At 66.2% G+C, this 15,440-nt stretch carries 14 protein-coding genes and 3 tRNA genes; 7 read left to right on the top strand and 10 right to left on the bottom strand.

Features of this window, described 5'->3' with window-relative positions:
* The first annotated feature begins 7 nt into the window (after positions 1-7).
* A tRNA-Thr gene (locus C458_RS12595) sits at positions 8-81 on the top strand.
* Positions 82-117: 36 nt separating this feature from the next.
* On the opposite strand, the gene C458_RS12600 is transcribed toward C458_RS12595, so the two are convergent.
* From C458_RS12600 to C458_RS12635, 8 genes are all read right to left on the bottom strand, one after another.
* The gene (locus C458_RS12600; RefSeq protein WP_004061307.1) at positions 118-537 is read right to left on the bottom strand and encodes a hypothetical protein; all 420 of its coding nucleotides are present in this window, start codon (positions 535-537) and stop codon (positions 118-120) included.
* Positions 538-984: 447 nt separating this feature from the next.
* On the bottom strand, positions 985-1,203 hold the full coding sequence (locus C458_RS12605) for a helix-turn-helix domain-containing protein (RefSeq protein ID WP_004043049.1): 219 nt from the start codon (positions 1,201-1,203) through the stop codon (positions 985-987).
* 222 nt (positions 1,204-1,425) lie between these two features.
* A tRNA-Cys gene (locus C458_RS18165) sits at positions 1,426-1,523 on the bottom strand.
* Between the two features lie 150 nt (positions 1,524-1,673).
* A complete protein-coding gene (locus C458_RS12615) occupies positions 1,674-3,521 on the bottom strand; it encodes an FAD-binding protein (protein ID WP_008576187.1) in 1,848 nt (615 codons plus the stop codon).
* 55 nt (positions 3,522-3,576) lie between these two features.
* Positions 3,577-4,458, bottom strand: coding sequence for a succinate dehydrogenase/fumarate reductase iron-sulfur subunit (locus C458_RS12620; protein WP_008576189.1), 882 nt, complete (start codon positions 4,456-4,458; stop codon positions 3,577-3,579).
* The gene (locus C458_RS12625; protein WP_008094908.1) at positions 4,458-4,829 is read right to left on the bottom strand and encodes a succinate dehydrogenase hydrophobic membrane anchor subunit; all 372 of its coding nucleotides are present in this window, start codon (positions 4,827-4,829) and stop codon (positions 4,458-4,460) included. Before C458_RS12625 ends, C458_RS12620 begins: the two co-directional genes overlap by 1 nt.
* Positions 4,829-5,224 (bottom strand): succinate dehydrogenase, cytochrome b556 subunit, encoded by a 396-nt coding sequence (gene sdhC, locus C458_RS12630; RefSeq protein WP_008576191.1) that lies wholly within the window; start codon positions 5,222-5,224, stop codon positions 4,829-4,831. The genes C458_RS12625 and sdhC overlap by 1 nt, the downstream gene beginning before the upstream one ends.
* Positions 5,225-5,333: 109 nt before the next feature.
* Positions 5,334-6,359 carry a succinylglutamate desuccinylase/aspartoacylase family protein gene (locus C458_RS12635; protein WP_008576193.1) on the bottom strand — a complete coding sequence of 342 codons (1,026 nt, stop codon included), beginning with the start codon at positions 6,357-6,359 and terminating at the stop codon, positions 5,334-5,336.
* Positions 6,360-6,490: 131 nt separating this feature from the next.
* Here C458_RS12635 and C458_RS12640 point away from each other — a divergent pair, with 131 nt between their 5' ends.
* The 6 genes from C458_RS12640 (at position 6,491) to C458_RS12665 (ending at position 13,271) form a co-directional block, all read left to right on the top strand.
* A complete protein-coding gene (locus tag C458_RS12640) occupies positions 6,491-7,852 on the top strand; it encodes a RimK/LysX family protein (RefSeq protein WP_008576195.1) in 1,362 nt (453 codons plus the stop codon).
* Between the two features lie 114 nt (positions 7,853-7,966).
* On the top strand, positions 7,967-8,548 hold the full coding sequence (locus C458_RS12645; protein ID WP_008576196.1) for a DNA-3-methyladenine glycosylase: 582 nt from the start codon (positions 7,967-7,969) through the stop codon (positions 8,546-8,548).
* A 141-nt stretch (positions 8,549-8,689) separates the two neighbouring features.
* Positions 8,690-10,675 carry a 3-hydroxyacyl-CoA dehydrogenase/enoyl-CoA hydratase family protein gene (locus C458_RS12650; protein WP_008576199.1) on the top strand — a complete coding sequence of 662 codons (1,986 nt, stop codon included), beginning with the start codon at positions 8,690-8,692 and terminating at the stop codon, positions 10,673-10,675.
* 86 nt (positions 10,676-10,761) lie between these two features.
* A tRNA-Glu gene (locus tag C458_RS12655) sits at positions 10,762-10,836 on the top strand.
* Between the two features lie 384 nt (positions 10,837-11,220).
* The gene (locus tag C458_RS12660; RefSeq protein WP_008576200.1) at positions 11,221-12,585 is read left to right on the top strand and encodes an MgtC/SapB family protein; all 1,365 of its coding nucleotides are present in this window, start codon (positions 11,221-11,223) and stop codon (positions 12,583-12,585) included.
* Between the two features lie 254 nt (positions 12,586-12,839).
* On the top strand, positions 12,840-13,271 hold the full coding sequence (locus C458_RS12665; RefSeq protein WP_008576202.1) for a disulfide bond formation protein B: 432 nt from the start codon (positions 12,840-12,842) through the stop codon (positions 13,269-13,271).
* Here the strand turns inward: C458_RS12665 and C458_RS12670 are convergent.
* Together C458_RS12670 and C458_RS12675 are read right to left on the bottom strand one after the other, a co-directional pair.
* On the bottom strand, positions 13,268-14,779 hold the full coding sequence (locus C458_RS12670) for a DASH family cryptochrome (RefSeq protein WP_008576203.1): 1,512 nt from the start codon (positions 14,777-14,779) through the stop codon (positions 13,268-13,270). The two genes, C458_RS12665 and C458_RS12670, sit on opposite strands and share 4 nt — an antisense overlap.
* A gap of 105 nt (positions 14,780-14,884) precedes the next feature.
* Complete coding sequence (locus C458_RS12675; protein WP_008576204.1) at positions 14,885-15,433, bottom strand: hypothetical protein; 549 nt, start codon at positions 15,431-15,433, stop codon at positions 14,885-14,887.
* Positions 15,434-15,440 lie beyond the last annotated feature (7 nt).

Genomic DNA, 15,440 nt, shown 5'->3' on the forward strand with positions numbered 1-15,440 from the left:
CAGACGCGCCAGGAGAGCATGGGCGGTTCATGCACTCGACTTGTAATCGAGACTTCGTGGGTTCGAATCCCACTCCTGGCTTCTCTCGCCGTTTCACTCGCGTTTTCCGGACCGTCGTCAGTTCCGTCGAGTGGGAGACCGAACCCGGATGAGGAGCAACGACCCCGGAACGCCGAGGACGAGCGCGCGGAACGGGTTATGCTTGATGATAACGTCGGGGTCGAGCGGCTCCGACTGGAGGTCGGTGATGCGGATACACGAGTAGTAGACCGTGACGTGGGTCAGCACGTACGCGAACGCCGCGGGGACGACGACCGGATACCGAATCCCGCCCATCGCCAGCCCCTCGAACGCGAGGGCCGTGAGCGCCGAGATGAAAAGAAGATTACCCAGTTGGAGCGTGACGCCGGTCAGCGCCGTTATCGCGGTGTCGAACAGCGACGCGCCGTAGGGCGTGTACGTGAGCGCAGTGACGACTGCCACCGCTCCGAGAAAGAGCCCGGCGAACAACCCAGACAGCGCGTACACGAACTCCATTGGGAGGACCGTTAGGGGACCGACGGGTGCGAGGAATTTAGTTCTACCCCCCTCGTTATCGCGGCCGAAAATTAGACAACACCGCCGAGAGCAACGGGCCGCGGCGTCGAGACGGAATTTTATCTTTATCGGGAACGTCGTGTTCGGTATGAACGGCTCCGACCAATTCATGCTCGCCGTGTCGCTTCTCATCTTCGCGCTCCTCGTCGCCGGCCTGCTTCTCGCACTCGTATAGGGAGAAAACTTATGTGATATTCATGGAGGATACTAGCTACCATGCCGGAATGTCAGAACTGTGGTTCGTTCGTGACGCCCGCATACGCCCGAGTATTCACTCCCGATGGCATGGAGAACCCGCGCGTTTGCCCGAACTGCGAGGATATGGTTCGCGACGGCGCGCAGGTGCGGGCGGCGCGCTCACCGAGAAATCACTGACTCACCGGGCCGTCACTGAGCGACGTGGTAGTGTTCGGCGTCCTGTCGGACGAAGCCGCGCTTCGAGAGCGTGCTGAGAATGCTGTAAAGGGCGATTTTCTTCATCTCCAACCCGTTCTGCAAGTCGGAGATGGACGCGCCGTCGTGCGTGGTGAGATAGAGGTACACGAGCTTGGCCGAGGGCGATTCGAGTTCGCCGGGGACTTCGATGGTCGGAACCGTCTGTTGCATGGTCGTTGTCATCCTCTTTGCTTCGACGATAATAAAACTCTCTTACAACAATCGTCGAAGTTCGGTGGTCGGGAGTGAGGCCGCGAACGTCACGAATTCGGGAGAATCGTCGCATCCCTCACGAACGTACATCCGATTCGCTGCGGCGTTCGACGGCGCTAACTTCGACTGTCGTCGAAGGACGCGGGTCTCGGGCTCTCGGAGGACGTCGTCCCGAAGCGACGGAAGGGGCGGGAGTCGAACCACGCGAAGCCATTGAAAACCACCGGACCGACCGCGAGGGCCTGTACCGGTGTGCTCTACCACTGAGCTACCCTTCCGGTCGCGCGTAGGGGTCGAGCGGGCAAATAGGCGTTGGTGACCCCGGCCGAAGCCCTCGGCTGTGGCGTGTTGGGTTCCATGCGATGCACCGCTCGAAGGCGGCGACGAAAGAAATTGGTCGGCCGCGACTCGGACGGGGCGCAGTCGGGTCAGTAGCTCCGCGTCTTCGGCTCGTACGTCTTGTTCTCGCCTTCGAGGATGACCGGCTTGTACCAGAGTTCCGGGCGGCCGTCGTTCCACGAGAGCATCGTGTGCTTGAGCCACTCCTCGTCGCGGCGCTCTTGGTACTCCTTGCGCCAGTGGGCTCCGCGGAACTCGTTGCGCGCGAGTGCGCCGAGCGTGATGGCTTCCGCGATGTCGAGGATGTTGCGCATCTCCAGCGTCTGGAGGAGGTCCGTGTTGAACGTCCGCGACTTGTCGCCCACGAACACCTGCTGGTAGAGTTCGCGCGCCTCGCGGATGTCGCGGAGCGCGTCCTTGAGCGCCGACTCCTCGCGGAAGACGTTCACGTTGCGCGTCATCGACTTCTGGACGCGCTCGCGAATCTCGGCCTGCTGGATACCGTCTTCGCGCTCCAGGAGGGTGTCGATGGTCTCGCGCTCGTCTTCGACGGCGCGCTGGACGAGGTCGGCCCCGGAGACGGACGCGCCGGCGTCCGCCGCCGTCCCGCCGTCCGCGACGGCGTCTTCACCGATACCGGCTTCACCGAGTTCGACCGGCGAATCGACTTCACCGAGTTCGTACTCGCCTTCCTTGCCGGTCGTGATTCGGGCCTCCTCCATGTCTTTGCCCGCGGCGTGGTGGCCGGCGCGCTTGCCGAAGACGATGAGTTCGGGGAGCGCGTTGCCGCCGAGGCGGTTGCCGCCGTGGACGGAGGCGCAGGCGCACTCGCCGGCCGCATACAGGCCGGAGATGCACGTCTCGCCGTTCTCGTCGGTCTCGATGCCGCCCATCGCGTAGTGCTGGCCGGGCTTGACCGGCATCGGCGCTTCGAGGGGGTTGACGCCCTCGAAGTCCTCCGAGAGGTGGACGATGTTTTCGAGGCGGTCGATGATGCGCTCCTCGCCGAGGTGGCGCATATCGAGGTGGACGTACTCGTCTTCGATGCCGCGGCCCTCGTTGACCTCCGTCAGTTCGGCCCGGGAGACCACGTCGCGGGAGGCGAGTTCGCCGAGGTTGTTCGCGTAGCCGTACTCGAACATGAAGCGCTCGCCGTTTTCGTTGTAGAGGATGCCGCCCTCGCCGCGGACGCCCTCGGTAATGAGGACGCCCGTCGAGGGGAGCGTCGTCGGGTGGAACTGGATGAACTCCATGTCCTCCATCGGCGCGCCCGCGCGGTAGGCCATCGCGACGCCGTCGCCGGTGTTGGCGACCGCGTTCGTCGTGTGGTCGTAGACCTGCCCGAGCCCGCCGGTGGCGAGGATGACGCCGTTGCGGGCGCGGAAGCCCTCGACCTGGCCGGTCTGGACGTCGTAGGCGACGATGCCGTGGCAGTTTCGGTCCTCCGGCTTCTCCTCGTCGGTGACGGCCAGTCGGGTGACGTGCCACTCGTCGTACACCTTGATGCCGCGCTTGACGAGCTGCTCGTACATCGTGTGGAGCAGCTGGTGGCCCGTCTCCGCGCCCGCGTAGGTGGTCCGCGGGAACGAGAGCCCGCCGAACGGTCGCTGACTGACGCGGCCGTCGTTGTCCCGGGAGAACGCCATCCCCCAGTGTTCGAGCTGGATGGTCTCTTTCGGGCTGTCCTTACAGAGGGTCTCGGCCGCCGGCGCGTCGGCCAGATAGTCCGAGCCCTTCATCGTGTCGTACGCGTGGTCCTCCCACGAGTCGCCTTCGCGGAGCGCGGCGTTGATGCCGCCCTCCGCCGCGCCCGTGTGACTTCGGACCGGATGGAGCTTCGACACGATGGCCACGTCGGCCCCTTCCTCGTGTGCCGCAATCGCCGCGCGCAGGCCCGCCCCGCCCGCGCCGACTACGATAACGTCGTGTTCGTACATGGTGTGTTTGGGTGTGTCGTAGGGTTGGTCGAACTTCAGGGTTTCACCGGGAAGTTCACCAGAACTTCAGGTTGTTCTTGATCGCCTCGCGCTTGAGTTCCTGGATGTGCTCCGTGAGGGGGATGTCCTTCGGGCACACCTCGGTACAGGAGAACTGGGTCTGACAGCGCCAGACGCCGTGTTCCTGTTCGAGGATTTCGAGGCGGCGCTGCTTCATGTCCTCGCCTTCGCGTTCGTCCATGGCGAAGCGGTAGGCCTTGTTGATGGCCGCGGGACCGAGATACTCGTTGTCGCCGGCGGCGATGTTACACGAGGACATACACGCGCTACACCAGATGCAGCGGGTGGACATCTTGACCTTCTCGCGGTTCTCGCGCGTCTGGCGCTGCTCGTCGAGTTCGCCGTCGGGAAGCGAGTTCGTCTGGAAGTACGGCTCGACCGACTCCATCTGGTCGTAGAAGTGCTCCATGTCGACGACGAGGTCTTTGACCACGTCGGAGTGCGGGAGCGGTTCGACCCGAATCGGCTCCGAGAGGTCCGACAGCTGGGTCTTGCAGCCGAGTCGCTGCGAGCCGTTGACGAACAGCGCGTCGGAGCCGCAGATGGCCTGCCGGCAGGAGTGCCGGAAGGTAAGCGAGGAGTCGTAGTGGTCCCGCGCCCACATGAGGGCGTCGAGAATCGTCATCCCCTGCTTGTACGGGACGTGGAAATCGTCGAAGCGAGGTTCCTGTTTCTCCGGCACCTCGGGGTCGTAGCGGAAGACCTTGAGGTGGTAGGTGTCGTCCGCGGAGCGCGCTTTCTCGGCCGCCTCGGCCTCGCGCTGTTCTTGGACGCGCTCGGCGCGCTCGCGCTTTTTCGCGTCGCGCTTCTGCTTGCCGGCGGACGCCGTCTCCGTGACCGATTCCTCTTCGACTGATTCGGGAACTTGCGTGCTCATTAGATGGGAACACCTCCGGCCCACGCGAGGGCCGTGCGGACGCCCTGCACGATGAGCAGGACGCTCGCGAGACCGAGAATCGCCTTGACCGCCGTCTTCCGGGTGCCGGAAAGGCCCTGGTTGACGAGGGCGTTGTAGACGCCGTTGACCCCGTGGAACGTCGCGGTGACGAGGAACAGGATCATCAGCGAGAAGTACGTCAGCTGCTCCATGCGCGCCTGCGAGAGGGCGAACGTCACTTCGTCGGCGTGGTTGACGAAGTGCAGCAGGAAGAAGTGGAACGCCAGCACCACGACGAGGAAGGCGGCGGTCAGCCGCTGCCAGAGCCACCGCCGGCCGCCGGGCTCGAAGGACGTGTAGCGCTCCGCCATCAGAGGCTCACCCCCGAGAGGAACGTGGGGACGCTCGCGACGACGATGACACCCGTGAGGATGAGCGACGCGTAGAAGCTCTTGTCCTGCGCTTCCAGCCCGACGCCCAGGTCGACGAACAGCAGCCGCAGCCCGTTGAGGATGTGAAACACCGCCACCGCGAGCAGCCCGACTTCGAGAATACGCACGACCAGGAGGCTCTCCAGCGCCTGAATCGTGTTCGTGTACGCCGTCGCGCCCGAGAGGGCCGTCGACAACACGGCGATGTGGGTGAAGAGATAGCCCACAAGCACCCAGCCGGTGAACTTGTGGAATATCCAGGCCCACATGCCGGCCGAGAACTCCCGCCATCTGCTGAAGTCCTCGATGAGGCCCCGATTGTAAGACTGACTCATGCTCTTGTGAGTGTCGGGAAGGGGAGGGTATAGAACTTACGTGTATGGAGTTTCGTGAAGGTCGGCAAAAATCGCCGCCCCCGAGCGTCCCGAGTCGCGCCGGACGGCCTCAGCGCGTCGTTTCGGGGGACCCGGACTGCTCGCGCTCGACGACGCGCCGCACCTTGTCCTTGAGTTCGACGAGGTGGCAAAGCGGGTTACCGGGGTAGACGACCGGGTTTTCGAGGACACCGACGAGCAGGCCCGTGAAGGGGGCGACGACGGTCACGTTGTCGTCCTTGAACGGGTTCGTAATCGTGCAGATACGGTCGCCCTCGTGGACGAGCGCGCCGCGGTCGTGGTGCATGTCGACGATGCCGCCCGCGTCGGCGCGGAGCCACGTCTTCTCGTTTTCGTCGGAGATGACGGTCCGCCAGCCCGGCCAGTTGACCGTCGAGGTCCCCCGAAGGCCGTACTCGGCGAAAACGCTCTCGACGCCCGCGAGCGCCTCGTCGATGAGTTCGCGCTGGAAGCGGTGGGCCTCGCCCATCTCGACGGTGATGGCCGGCGTCCCGTTCTCCGACGACTCGGTTCGGAGCATCCCGCTGGACCCGGAGCTGTCGATGATGACGTGCGACCCGAAGGCGTTGGCGAGGCGCGCGACGGCGGGGTCTGACATGTCCGCGCGGACGTGGAGCATGTTAGTTCGCCCCCGCGTCGAGGTGTGGAAGTCGATGCCGAGGTCGCAGGGCGCGATGAAGTTCTGGTAGATGCGGTGGGCCATCCGTTTGGCTCCCGTCGAGGTCTCGGAGCCCGGAAACGACCGGTTCAGGTCGCGGTCGTAGATGGGAAGATACCGCTGTTGGGCGAGAAAGGCGGGGACGTTCATCACCGGCATACAGACGAGCGTGCCCGCGAGGTCCGCGAGGTCCCACTCGTAGGCCACCTCGCGGACGACCTCGATACCGTTCAGTTCGTCGCCGTGGGCGGCGGCGGAGAGGAACACGGTCGGCCCCGCCCGCTCCCCGTTGATGATGGTGACGGGGATGCGAACCGGGTCCCCGAGATACGTCTCGGAGATGCCGTACCGGATGTCCTGTGTCTCGCCCGGCTCGACCTTCCCGCCGTTGTAGGTGAAGGCCTCGTTGTCGGCCATGTGATGCGATGGGAGGGCCGGGGTTATAAACGGTCGCGACGGACCGCCCGACGCCGTCCTCGCGGCTGCGAATCGCGGGCGGCCGGCTCTCGACCGTCATGTCTTTGAAACCGGGAGGATATCAACTGAGTATGTCCACCACAGACGACGCCGTGCGTGTCGGCGTGCTTTCTCTGCACAACAGCAAGGAGACGAAGGCAATCCTCAACGCGGTCGAAGACCTCGGTCACGAGCCGGTGTGGCTCCGTCGGGAGAACGCGGCGGTCAGCATCGAAGACGGCGAGGTGACAGTCGAGCCTGAGGTGGACATCATCGCGAACCGACTGCTCCTGTCGAACACCGAGGAACCCGCGGAACTGCTCGGATTGGCGACGACGTTCAACCGCATCCGACCGATGCTCAACGAGCCGGACGCGGTTCTCGCGGCCATCCACAAGTTCGCCACGGCCGCGACCCTCGCCAACTGGAACATCCAGGTGCCCGACGCGCTGCTCGCGCTCTCGAACGACCGGCTCAACAAGGGCCGCGAGCGCTTCGGCGACGTGGGCGTCTACAAGTCCGCCATCGGCACCCACGGCGGCGGGACGTGGAAGGTCGACCTGACCGAGCCCGTCAACCCGAAGGTCGGCAACCGGCAGGCGTTCCTCCAGAAGCTCATCGACCGCGACGGCGACCGCCACCGCGACCTGCGCGTCTACATCGTCGACGGCGATATCGTCGGCGCGATGTACCGCTACGCCCCGGAGGGCGACTGGCGGACCAACGTCGCCCTCGGCGGCGACGTGCTCGACGCGACCGACGAGATGCCCGATGAGGCCAAGGAGACGGCGCTCTACGCCGCCGAAGTGATGGAGATGGACTACGTCGGCGTCGACCTCGTCGAGGGCGAAGACGGCTGGTTCGTCCTCGAAGCGAACCCGACCGCCGGCTTCAAGGGCCTCTATCAGGCGACGGGCAAGAGCCCCGCGCCGCACATCGCGAAGCTCGCAATCGAGCGCGCGGGCGGCGAGGTCGACGAGACGCGCGTCGAGGAGCTGTCGGCGACGCTCGACGACTCCGTCCCCTCGTGTGCCCCCAACGAGTCGCCCATCATCGACGGCGAAGCGCCCCTCATCGGCTACATCGAGGAGGTCGTCGTCAACGGGACCAGCGGCTCCCAGCAGACCCTCGCGAAGTCCGACACCGGCGCGACCCGGACGAGCATCGACACGAGCCTCGCCGCCGAAATCGGCGCAGGGCCGATTAAGAGCATGACGCGCGTGAAGTCCGGGAGCCTCAAGAGCGGGAAGGCCCGCCCCGTGGTCGACCTCGTCATCGGTATCGGCGGCACCCAGCACACCGTGACCGCCAGCGTCGAGGACCGCTCGCACATGGACTACCCGCTGCTGCTCGGCCGCGACATCCTCGAACACTACCGCGTGGACGTGCGCCGCCGCGCCAACGCCGACCGAAACGACAGCGACGACGAGGAAGAAGAACTCCTCGAAGAGTAAGTCGGCCCGCCACACCGGGCCACCGGCGCGGTCACCGCCGTCGAACGACGGGCGACCGCATCCGAGCACCCGAGACACGCGCACTTTTCTCCCCGACGACCCAACCACGAGTCGATGAGCGACGACGCCTACCGCGAACTCCGGGCGGACCCGCACCTCGGCGACGTAGTCGACGAACACGGCCCGCTCTCGCTCGACCCCGCCGACGACCCCTTCGAGCGACTGGTCGTCTCGATTGTCAATCAACAGCTCTCGACGACCGCGGCGGCGACGATTCGGGACCGCCTGTTCGACCGCGTCGAGGTCACGCCCGAAGGCATCCTCGCCGCCGACGAGAGCGTCCTGCGCGACTGCGGCCTCTCGAACCAGAAGGTCGGCTACGTCCGCAACGTCGCCGATGCGTTCCGAGACGGCCTGTCGGCCGAGTCGCTACGAGAGATGGACGACGGCGAGGTCGTCGCGGCGCTCACCGAGATTCGCGGCGTCGGTGACTGGACCGCCAAGATGTTCCTCATCTTCGTGCTCGCCCGCGAGGACGTGTTCCCGGTCGAGGACCTCGGGATTCGGCGCGGCATGGAACACGTCTTCGGGTTCGAGCGCGACGCCGTCCCCCGCGGCGAGATGCGCGAGCGCGCCGAGCGATGGGCACCCTATCGGAGCTACGCCAGCCGGTATCTCTGGCGGTGCGTGGACTAACTTCGACTGGGTGGAAACGGAGTCTAGTCCGAGTAATCGATAGACTGCACCCACGTAGACCGTTAATCGAATAAACACAATCTGAGTTTACATTCTACGCGAGGGAAACGTTGAAACCGCGACGCAGTGTAACGTTCTTCCATGAACGTAGCTGACGTCGACAGTATCACCGTGCTCGGAGCGGGCAACATGGGCCACGGCATCGCGGAGGTCGCGGCCCTCGCCGGCTACGACGTCGTCCTGCGCGACATCGAAGACGAGTTCGTCCAGCAGGGCTACGACAAAATCGAGTGGTCGCTGAACAAACTCGCCGAGAAGGACCGACTGTCGCAGGACGACGCCGACGCCGCGCTCGCCCGCGTCTCGACCGCGGTGGACCTCGACGAGGCCGTCGCCGACGCCGACGTGGTCGTCGAGGCCGTCCCCGAGAAGATGGCCATCAAAAAGGAGGTGTACGCCGAGTTGGAGGAGTACGCCCCCGACCACGCGGTGTTCGCCACCAACACCTCCAGTCTCTCTATCACCGAACTCTCCGAGGTCACGGAGCGCCCCGAGCGCTTCTGCGGGATGCACTTTTTCAACCCGCCGGTCCGCATGGACCTCGTCGAGGTCATCTCCGGCGCGCACACCGCCGACGAGACGCTCGACCTCGTCGAAGACCTCGCCGAGTCGATGGGCAAGACGCCCGTCCGCGTCCGCAAGGACAGCCCCGGCTTCATCGTGAACCGCATCCTCGTCCCGCTGATGAACGAGGCCGCGTGGATTGTCCACGCGGGCGACGCGACGATGGCCGAAGTGGACGCCACGACGAAGTACGACATGGGCCTCCCGATGGGGAGTTTCGAACTCGCTGACTACGTCGGCATCGACGTGGGCTACCACGTCCTCGAATACATGCACGAGGTGCTCGGCGACGCCTACGAACCCTGTCCGCTCCTCTCGGAGAAGGTCGAAGCGGGCGACCTCGGCCAGAAGACCGGCAAAGGCTTCTACGACTACGAGGACGGCGCGGGCGCTGAAATCCCCCACGACGAGGGGAGCGAAGCGGTCAAGAACCGACTCCTCGGCGTCATGGCGAACGAGGTCGCCGGTCTCGTCGGCAACGACGTGGCCGACCCGGCCGCCATCGACCGCGCGGTCAAACTCGGCGGGCGCTTCCCCGACGGCCCGGCGAAGATGGCCGACAGCGCCGGCATCGCCACCCTCGTCGACGCCCTCGACGAACTCCACGACGAGACCGGCGAAGCGCGCTACGAAGCCGTCGACTACCTCCGCGACCTCGCCCAGTCGGGCGGGGGCTTCTACGGCGACGGCGGCGAGGACGAATCCGGCGACGCTCCCGCGTTCGACGCCATCGCCGTCGAGGTGCGCGACGGTGTCGGCCACATCACTCTCGACCGGCCGCACCGACTCAACACCATCAGCGTCGAACTGATGGACGAACTCTCCGAGGCGCTCGACACCCTCGCCGCCGACGACGAGGTCCGCGCCGTGCTTCTCACGGGGGCCGGCGACCGCGCGTTCTCCGCCGGTGCCGACGTGACGAGCATCGCCGCGGGCGGCGGCGACGCCGTCGAGGGCGTCGAAATCTCGCGGAAAGGCCAACAGACGTTCGGAAAGCTCGAGAAACTCGACAAGCCGGTCGTCGCCGGCATCGACGGCTTCTGTCTCGGCGGCGGGATGGAACTCGCCATGTGCGCCGACCTCCGCATCGCCACGGAGCGCTCCGAACTCGGCCAACCCGAGCACAACCTCGGCCTCCTTCCCGGCTGGGGCGGTACGGTCCGCCTCCAGCGCATCGTCGGCACCGGCCGCGCGAAGGAGATTATCTTCAGCGCCGACCGCTACGACGCCGAGACGATGGCCGACTACGGCTTCATCAACGAGGTCGTCGAGAACGACGACGACTTCGAAGAACGGGCCTTCGAGTACGCGAAGCGGTTCGCACAGGGTCCGCCGGTCGCCCAGCGCTACACCAAGCGCGCCATGCACAACGGCTGGGAAGACACCGATTCGGGACTGGAAGTCGAAGCGCAGGCGTTCGGTCTGCTGTTTACCACCTCGGACCTGATGGAGGGCGTCGCCGCCTTCACGAGCGACCGCGACCCCGAGTTCACGGGCGAGTAATCGGCCGTCGTGGGTGGGTTCCTCTCACTCACCCACGATGGAACGCAACGCTTAAAATAGTCCAACGACCACTCGTGAATGCAGACGCTCGGTTGGTGTAGTCCGGCCAATCATCTTGGCCTTTCGAGCCGAGGACCAGGGTTCAAATCCCTGACCGAGCACTCTTCTGAAGAACAACGTGACGAAGAGAGCGGAGCGTAGGGGATTTGAAACAGGGAGCGAACAGAGTGAGCGACTGAGGTTCAAATCCCTGACCGAGCACTTCTGTCGAACACAGGTCTCCGAGAGGTTTCTGTGTCTCTCGGTTCTGTGAAACCGAATGCGGCGACACAGGAGATGTTGAACTAGCGAGTAACGTGTTGCAAGGGGAGTTCAAATCACCGACCGAGCAGTTCCCTGCTGAACTATCTTCGAAGTGCGAGCGACTGCGATTCACGTCTTGGCCGACCCATTCGCCGCAGACAGACTCGATTAGCTTGCACGTTTTTAACGATAGCAATTAAAACACACGATAGCATGGGACACGGAGATGCGGAGGTTCGGTGATGGTCGAAGAGTTCACCTCGCAGGTCGACCCCGTCATCGTCCGCCTGTTCGTCGCGGCGGCGTTAGGGATGTTCCTCGGCTTAGAGCGCGAGCGGTCGAAAAAGAGCGCCGGCGTTCGAACGTTCACCCTGACGAGCCTCCTCGGCGGCATCGCCGTCGCAGTCGGGAGCGACATCCTCCTCGCGGTCGGAGGTCTGTTGGTGGTCGTCCAGGCGGTGTTGCTCGGGAGTCGCGGGCTGTTCGACCGCGGGCCGAACGGGCGGGGCGACGGAGCCGACTCGCAGGACGACGCCGACGACGAGTCAGATGCCCGCCGCGACGACGACAGCACCGCTGACAGCGCCGCTCGATTAGACGACCTCGGCGTGAGCCTCTCGCTCACCACGTCCACGTCGCTTCTGGTCGCCTACGCGGTCGGCGCGGCGGTCGTCAGCGGCTTCGTCATCGAGGGGGTCGTCGTCGCGCTCACCTCGTCGCTCCTGTTGGTTCTGCGGCGCGAACTCCACGGGTTCGCGCGGCGACTGACGACCGACGAGGTCCGAAGCGCCGTCGAGTTCGCCATCATCGCGTTCGTCGTCTACCCGTTGCTCCCCGAGGGACAGGTCGGTCCGTGGGACGCTGTCAGCCCCCGGACCGTCTGGCTGCTCGTCGTCGCGGTGAGCGCAATCGGCTTCGTCAACTACGTCATCATCCGCCGGTACGGCGAGCGCGGCATCGCCATCACGGGGTTTTTCGGCGGGTTGGTGAACTCCACGGCCGTCATCGGTGAGATAGCCGGGCGGACCAATCGAAACCCGTCGATTCGGCCGCTCGCGGCCGGCGCGATTCTGATGGCCGACGCGGCGATGGCGCTTCGGAACCTCTCGCTCGTCGCCGTGTTCGTCCCGGAGCTCGCGGTCGAGGTGGGCGTCCCCCTCGGGCTCATCGCGCTCGTCGGGGTGGGCTACGCGCTTCACACCCGGGAGTGGGGCGTCGACCTCGACGTGGCGTTCGAGTCGCCGTTCAGCCTCGAAAGCGCCCTCCGATTCGGCGTCTTCTTCCTCCTCGTGTTGCTCGCCTCCGCGGCGGCACAGGAGTACTTCGGCGCGACCGGGTTCGTCGTGACGAGCTTCCTCGGCGGGCTCGTGTCGAGCGGGTCGGTCGTTACGACCGCCGTCACGCTCTACGACGGTGGCACTATCGGTGGAACGACCGCGGTCGTCGGCGTCCTCGCCGGCACCGCCGCGAGCATCGCGGTCAAGGTCGCGCTCGCGGCGAGCGTCGACCGGGAGCTCCTCGGGCCGGTGGCCCGGCGAAGCGCGCTCCTCGTGGTCGCCGGCGTCGTCGGCGTCATTATCGTCACTACCGTCGGCTTTCAGCCGTGAGCGGGACTGGCGGCCCCAACGCGAGCAGCCAGCGACCACCGCGGGCGTGCGACCGGAGCGACGACGGCTCGCCGGGCGAGCCGATGGCTTGAGGTACGCCGAGGGCTATCGTCGCGCCACGACCAACGAGCGATGATACGCAACTCGACTCGACGAGACCGTGGCGAACCGCCCGAGGAGCGACACCAGTCGGCTCCGAAGCCGAACGGACCGAGCGGAGCGAGGCGCGCGCCTCGTCGCGGGAGCGCCTGACCGTGTCGGACGCGACGCGCGCCACGCTCGCCGCGGGAACGCTCGTCGCGCTCGCCGCGACGAGCGGGAGCCTCTACTTCAGCCTCGGCCTCGGACTGACGCCCTGCGACCTCTGTTGGTACCAGCGCATCCTGATGTACCCGCTCGTGGTGGTGCTCGGGGTCGCCGCGGTCGAGGACCGACCCGGCGTCTGGAAGACGGTGCTCCCCCTCTCGCTCGGCGGCCTCGCGCTTTCGGGCTACCATTCGTACCTGCAAGTCGCGCCCGGAGCGACCTGTACCGTCGGCGGCCCGTGTACGTCCATCCAGTATTCGATGCTCGGCGGCCTCCTGACGATTCCGCGACTCGCGTTCATCGGGTTCGCGCTCGTGACGGTTCTCGCGGTCGCCGTGGCCCGTGTCGGCGGCGAGACCGACGACGCGTGGGGCATCTAATCGGAGAAATCGACCATCGGTTCGGGGTAGTCCACGCCCAACTCGACGCCGTAGCTCGCCTGTTCGTTCTCGCTGAGTTGCCACGGCTCGTGGGCGTACTCGGCGGGTAAGGCGTCGAGTTCGGGGAGCCACGTCTTCACGTACTCGGCGTCCTCGTCGTAGCGCGTCGCCTGCCAGCGCACGTCGAACGAGCGGTCCCGCGAGTCGTTGCCGACGCCCGCGATGTAGGCCCAGTTGCCGTAGTTCGACGCGGGGTCGTAGTCGACGAGCTGCGTCTCGAAGTACGCCGCGCCGCGTCGCCAGTCCAGTCTGAGGTCGTTGGCGAGGAACGACGCCGCGTTCTGCCGCCCGCGGTTCGACATGTAACCCGTCGCGTTCAGTTCTCGCATGTTCGCGTCGACGAAGGGGATACCCGATTTCCCCGCCGCCCAGCGCTCGAACTGCGCGTCGTCGCGTCGCCAGTCGATGTCGGTTCGGTCGCGGATGCCCCCGCGGCGGAAGAAGTCGCTCCCGTGTTTGGCGAACTGGAACTGGAAGAAGTCGCGCCAACGGAGTTCGAACACGAGCCAGTACGTCGAGTCGTTTTCGACTCGGCGGGCCTCGTAGCGGTCCACCTCGGCCTTGACGTACCGCGGCGAGAGACAGCCCTCGTTCAGCCACGGCGAGAACTTCGAGGAGTAGTCGGCTCCGAGCAGCCCGTTTCGCGTCTCCTTGTACTCCCGGAGGTGGTCGCCCGCCCAGACGTACGACTCAACGCGGTCGAGCGCGGCCGTCTCGCCGCCGTCGAAAGGGAGGACGCCGCGGTCGTCGGGAGCGCGGTCGGCGTTCGCGTCCGCGGTTCCGACGAGGTCCGAAAGCGCGGGGAACTCGCCCGCGACGGGCGCGTCGTCGGGAAGCGGCGGGACGGTCACGTCGGAACGCGGGTCGCGACCGCCGGGGTCGCCGTCGCTCGCGTGCTCGTCGCCGACTGCCGCATCGCCCGTCCCGGCGTCTTCGGCGGCCGATTCGACCGCCTTCCGAAACGTCGTGTACGTGTCCGGGAGGTCGGAAAGCACCATCGGGAGGTCGTCGAGGTGGGTGAGCGTGTGCCCCCAGACGCGCCGGAGTTCGACGCCGTCGCCTCGAAGTTCCGTTTCGACCGCCGATTCGACGCGCGACTCCTCGGGCGTCGGGCGCGTGTGGACCGTCACGAAGTCGGCGTCGGTGGCGGCGGCGAGTTCGGGGAGGACGGACTCGGGGCGGCCCTCGCGGACGACGAGGTCGCTTCCGCGGTCGCGGAGCGACGCCCGCAGGTCGGCCAGCGATTCGAGGCGGAAGCGGGCGCGGTGCGCGCCGGTCTTCTCGAAGTCGAAGGAGTCGGGCCCGCCGAACGGTCGGTCGCCGTACTCGCGCGGGTCCACGCAGTAGACGGGAACCACGCGGTCGGCGCCGCAGGCGGCCGCGAACGCCGCGTTGTCGTGCAGACGGAGGTCGCGGCGGAACCACGCGAGCGAAGTTGACTCGGACATCGTCGGCGGCGCTTAGGATGGGGGTGACTTGAGTCGAACGGCGGATTCGGAGCTGGTGGAATCGGGGCGGATGGAATAAGGACGGACCGCGGCCGTGTCTCCGAGCTACGTCCGGCTTCGCGTCCGTAAGCCGAGTTCCGCGCCGGCGACGGCGGCGACCGCGGTGAGCGCGACGCCGGCGACCAGTCGCGGGTCCACGCCGTCGATGACGGGGACGCCCATCCACCCGGCGACGAGGAGTGCGAGGCCGGCGAGACAGGTCGCGAGCGACAGGAGCGCGAAGGGAGCTTGCGTCGGCTCCGCGTCGTCCAGGAAGTAGTCGAGTTCCGCCGCGCTCGACCCCAGCGAGACGGTCTTCGCCCGCGAGTCGTACGCGACGATACGGAGCGAATCGAGTTTCGGCAGGTGAGTCTGATGCAGCGAGATGTAGACGCTCTGGCGAACGTTCTTCGGGGGCGGCGACTCGCCCGACTCTATCTCGGCGATGTGCTCCGCGAGGTCACCGACCGACTCCGGCCCGTCACCGTCGCGCAGCCGTTCGAGCGCGAGCCGTCGCCGCTCGTTTCTGAGCACGTCGTGGATGTCGGCCTCGTCGAGCGAGTCGTCCGCCTGCTCTTCGTCTCCGGGCGGAGTCGACGAGTCAGCGTCGTCCATCGCCCCG

This window comes from Haloferax sp. ATCC BAA-644, assembly GCF_000336975.1.
In the GTDB taxonomy this organism is placed as follows: Archaea; Halobacteriota; Halobacteria; order Halobacteriales; family Haloferacaceae; genus Haloferax; species Haloferax volcanii.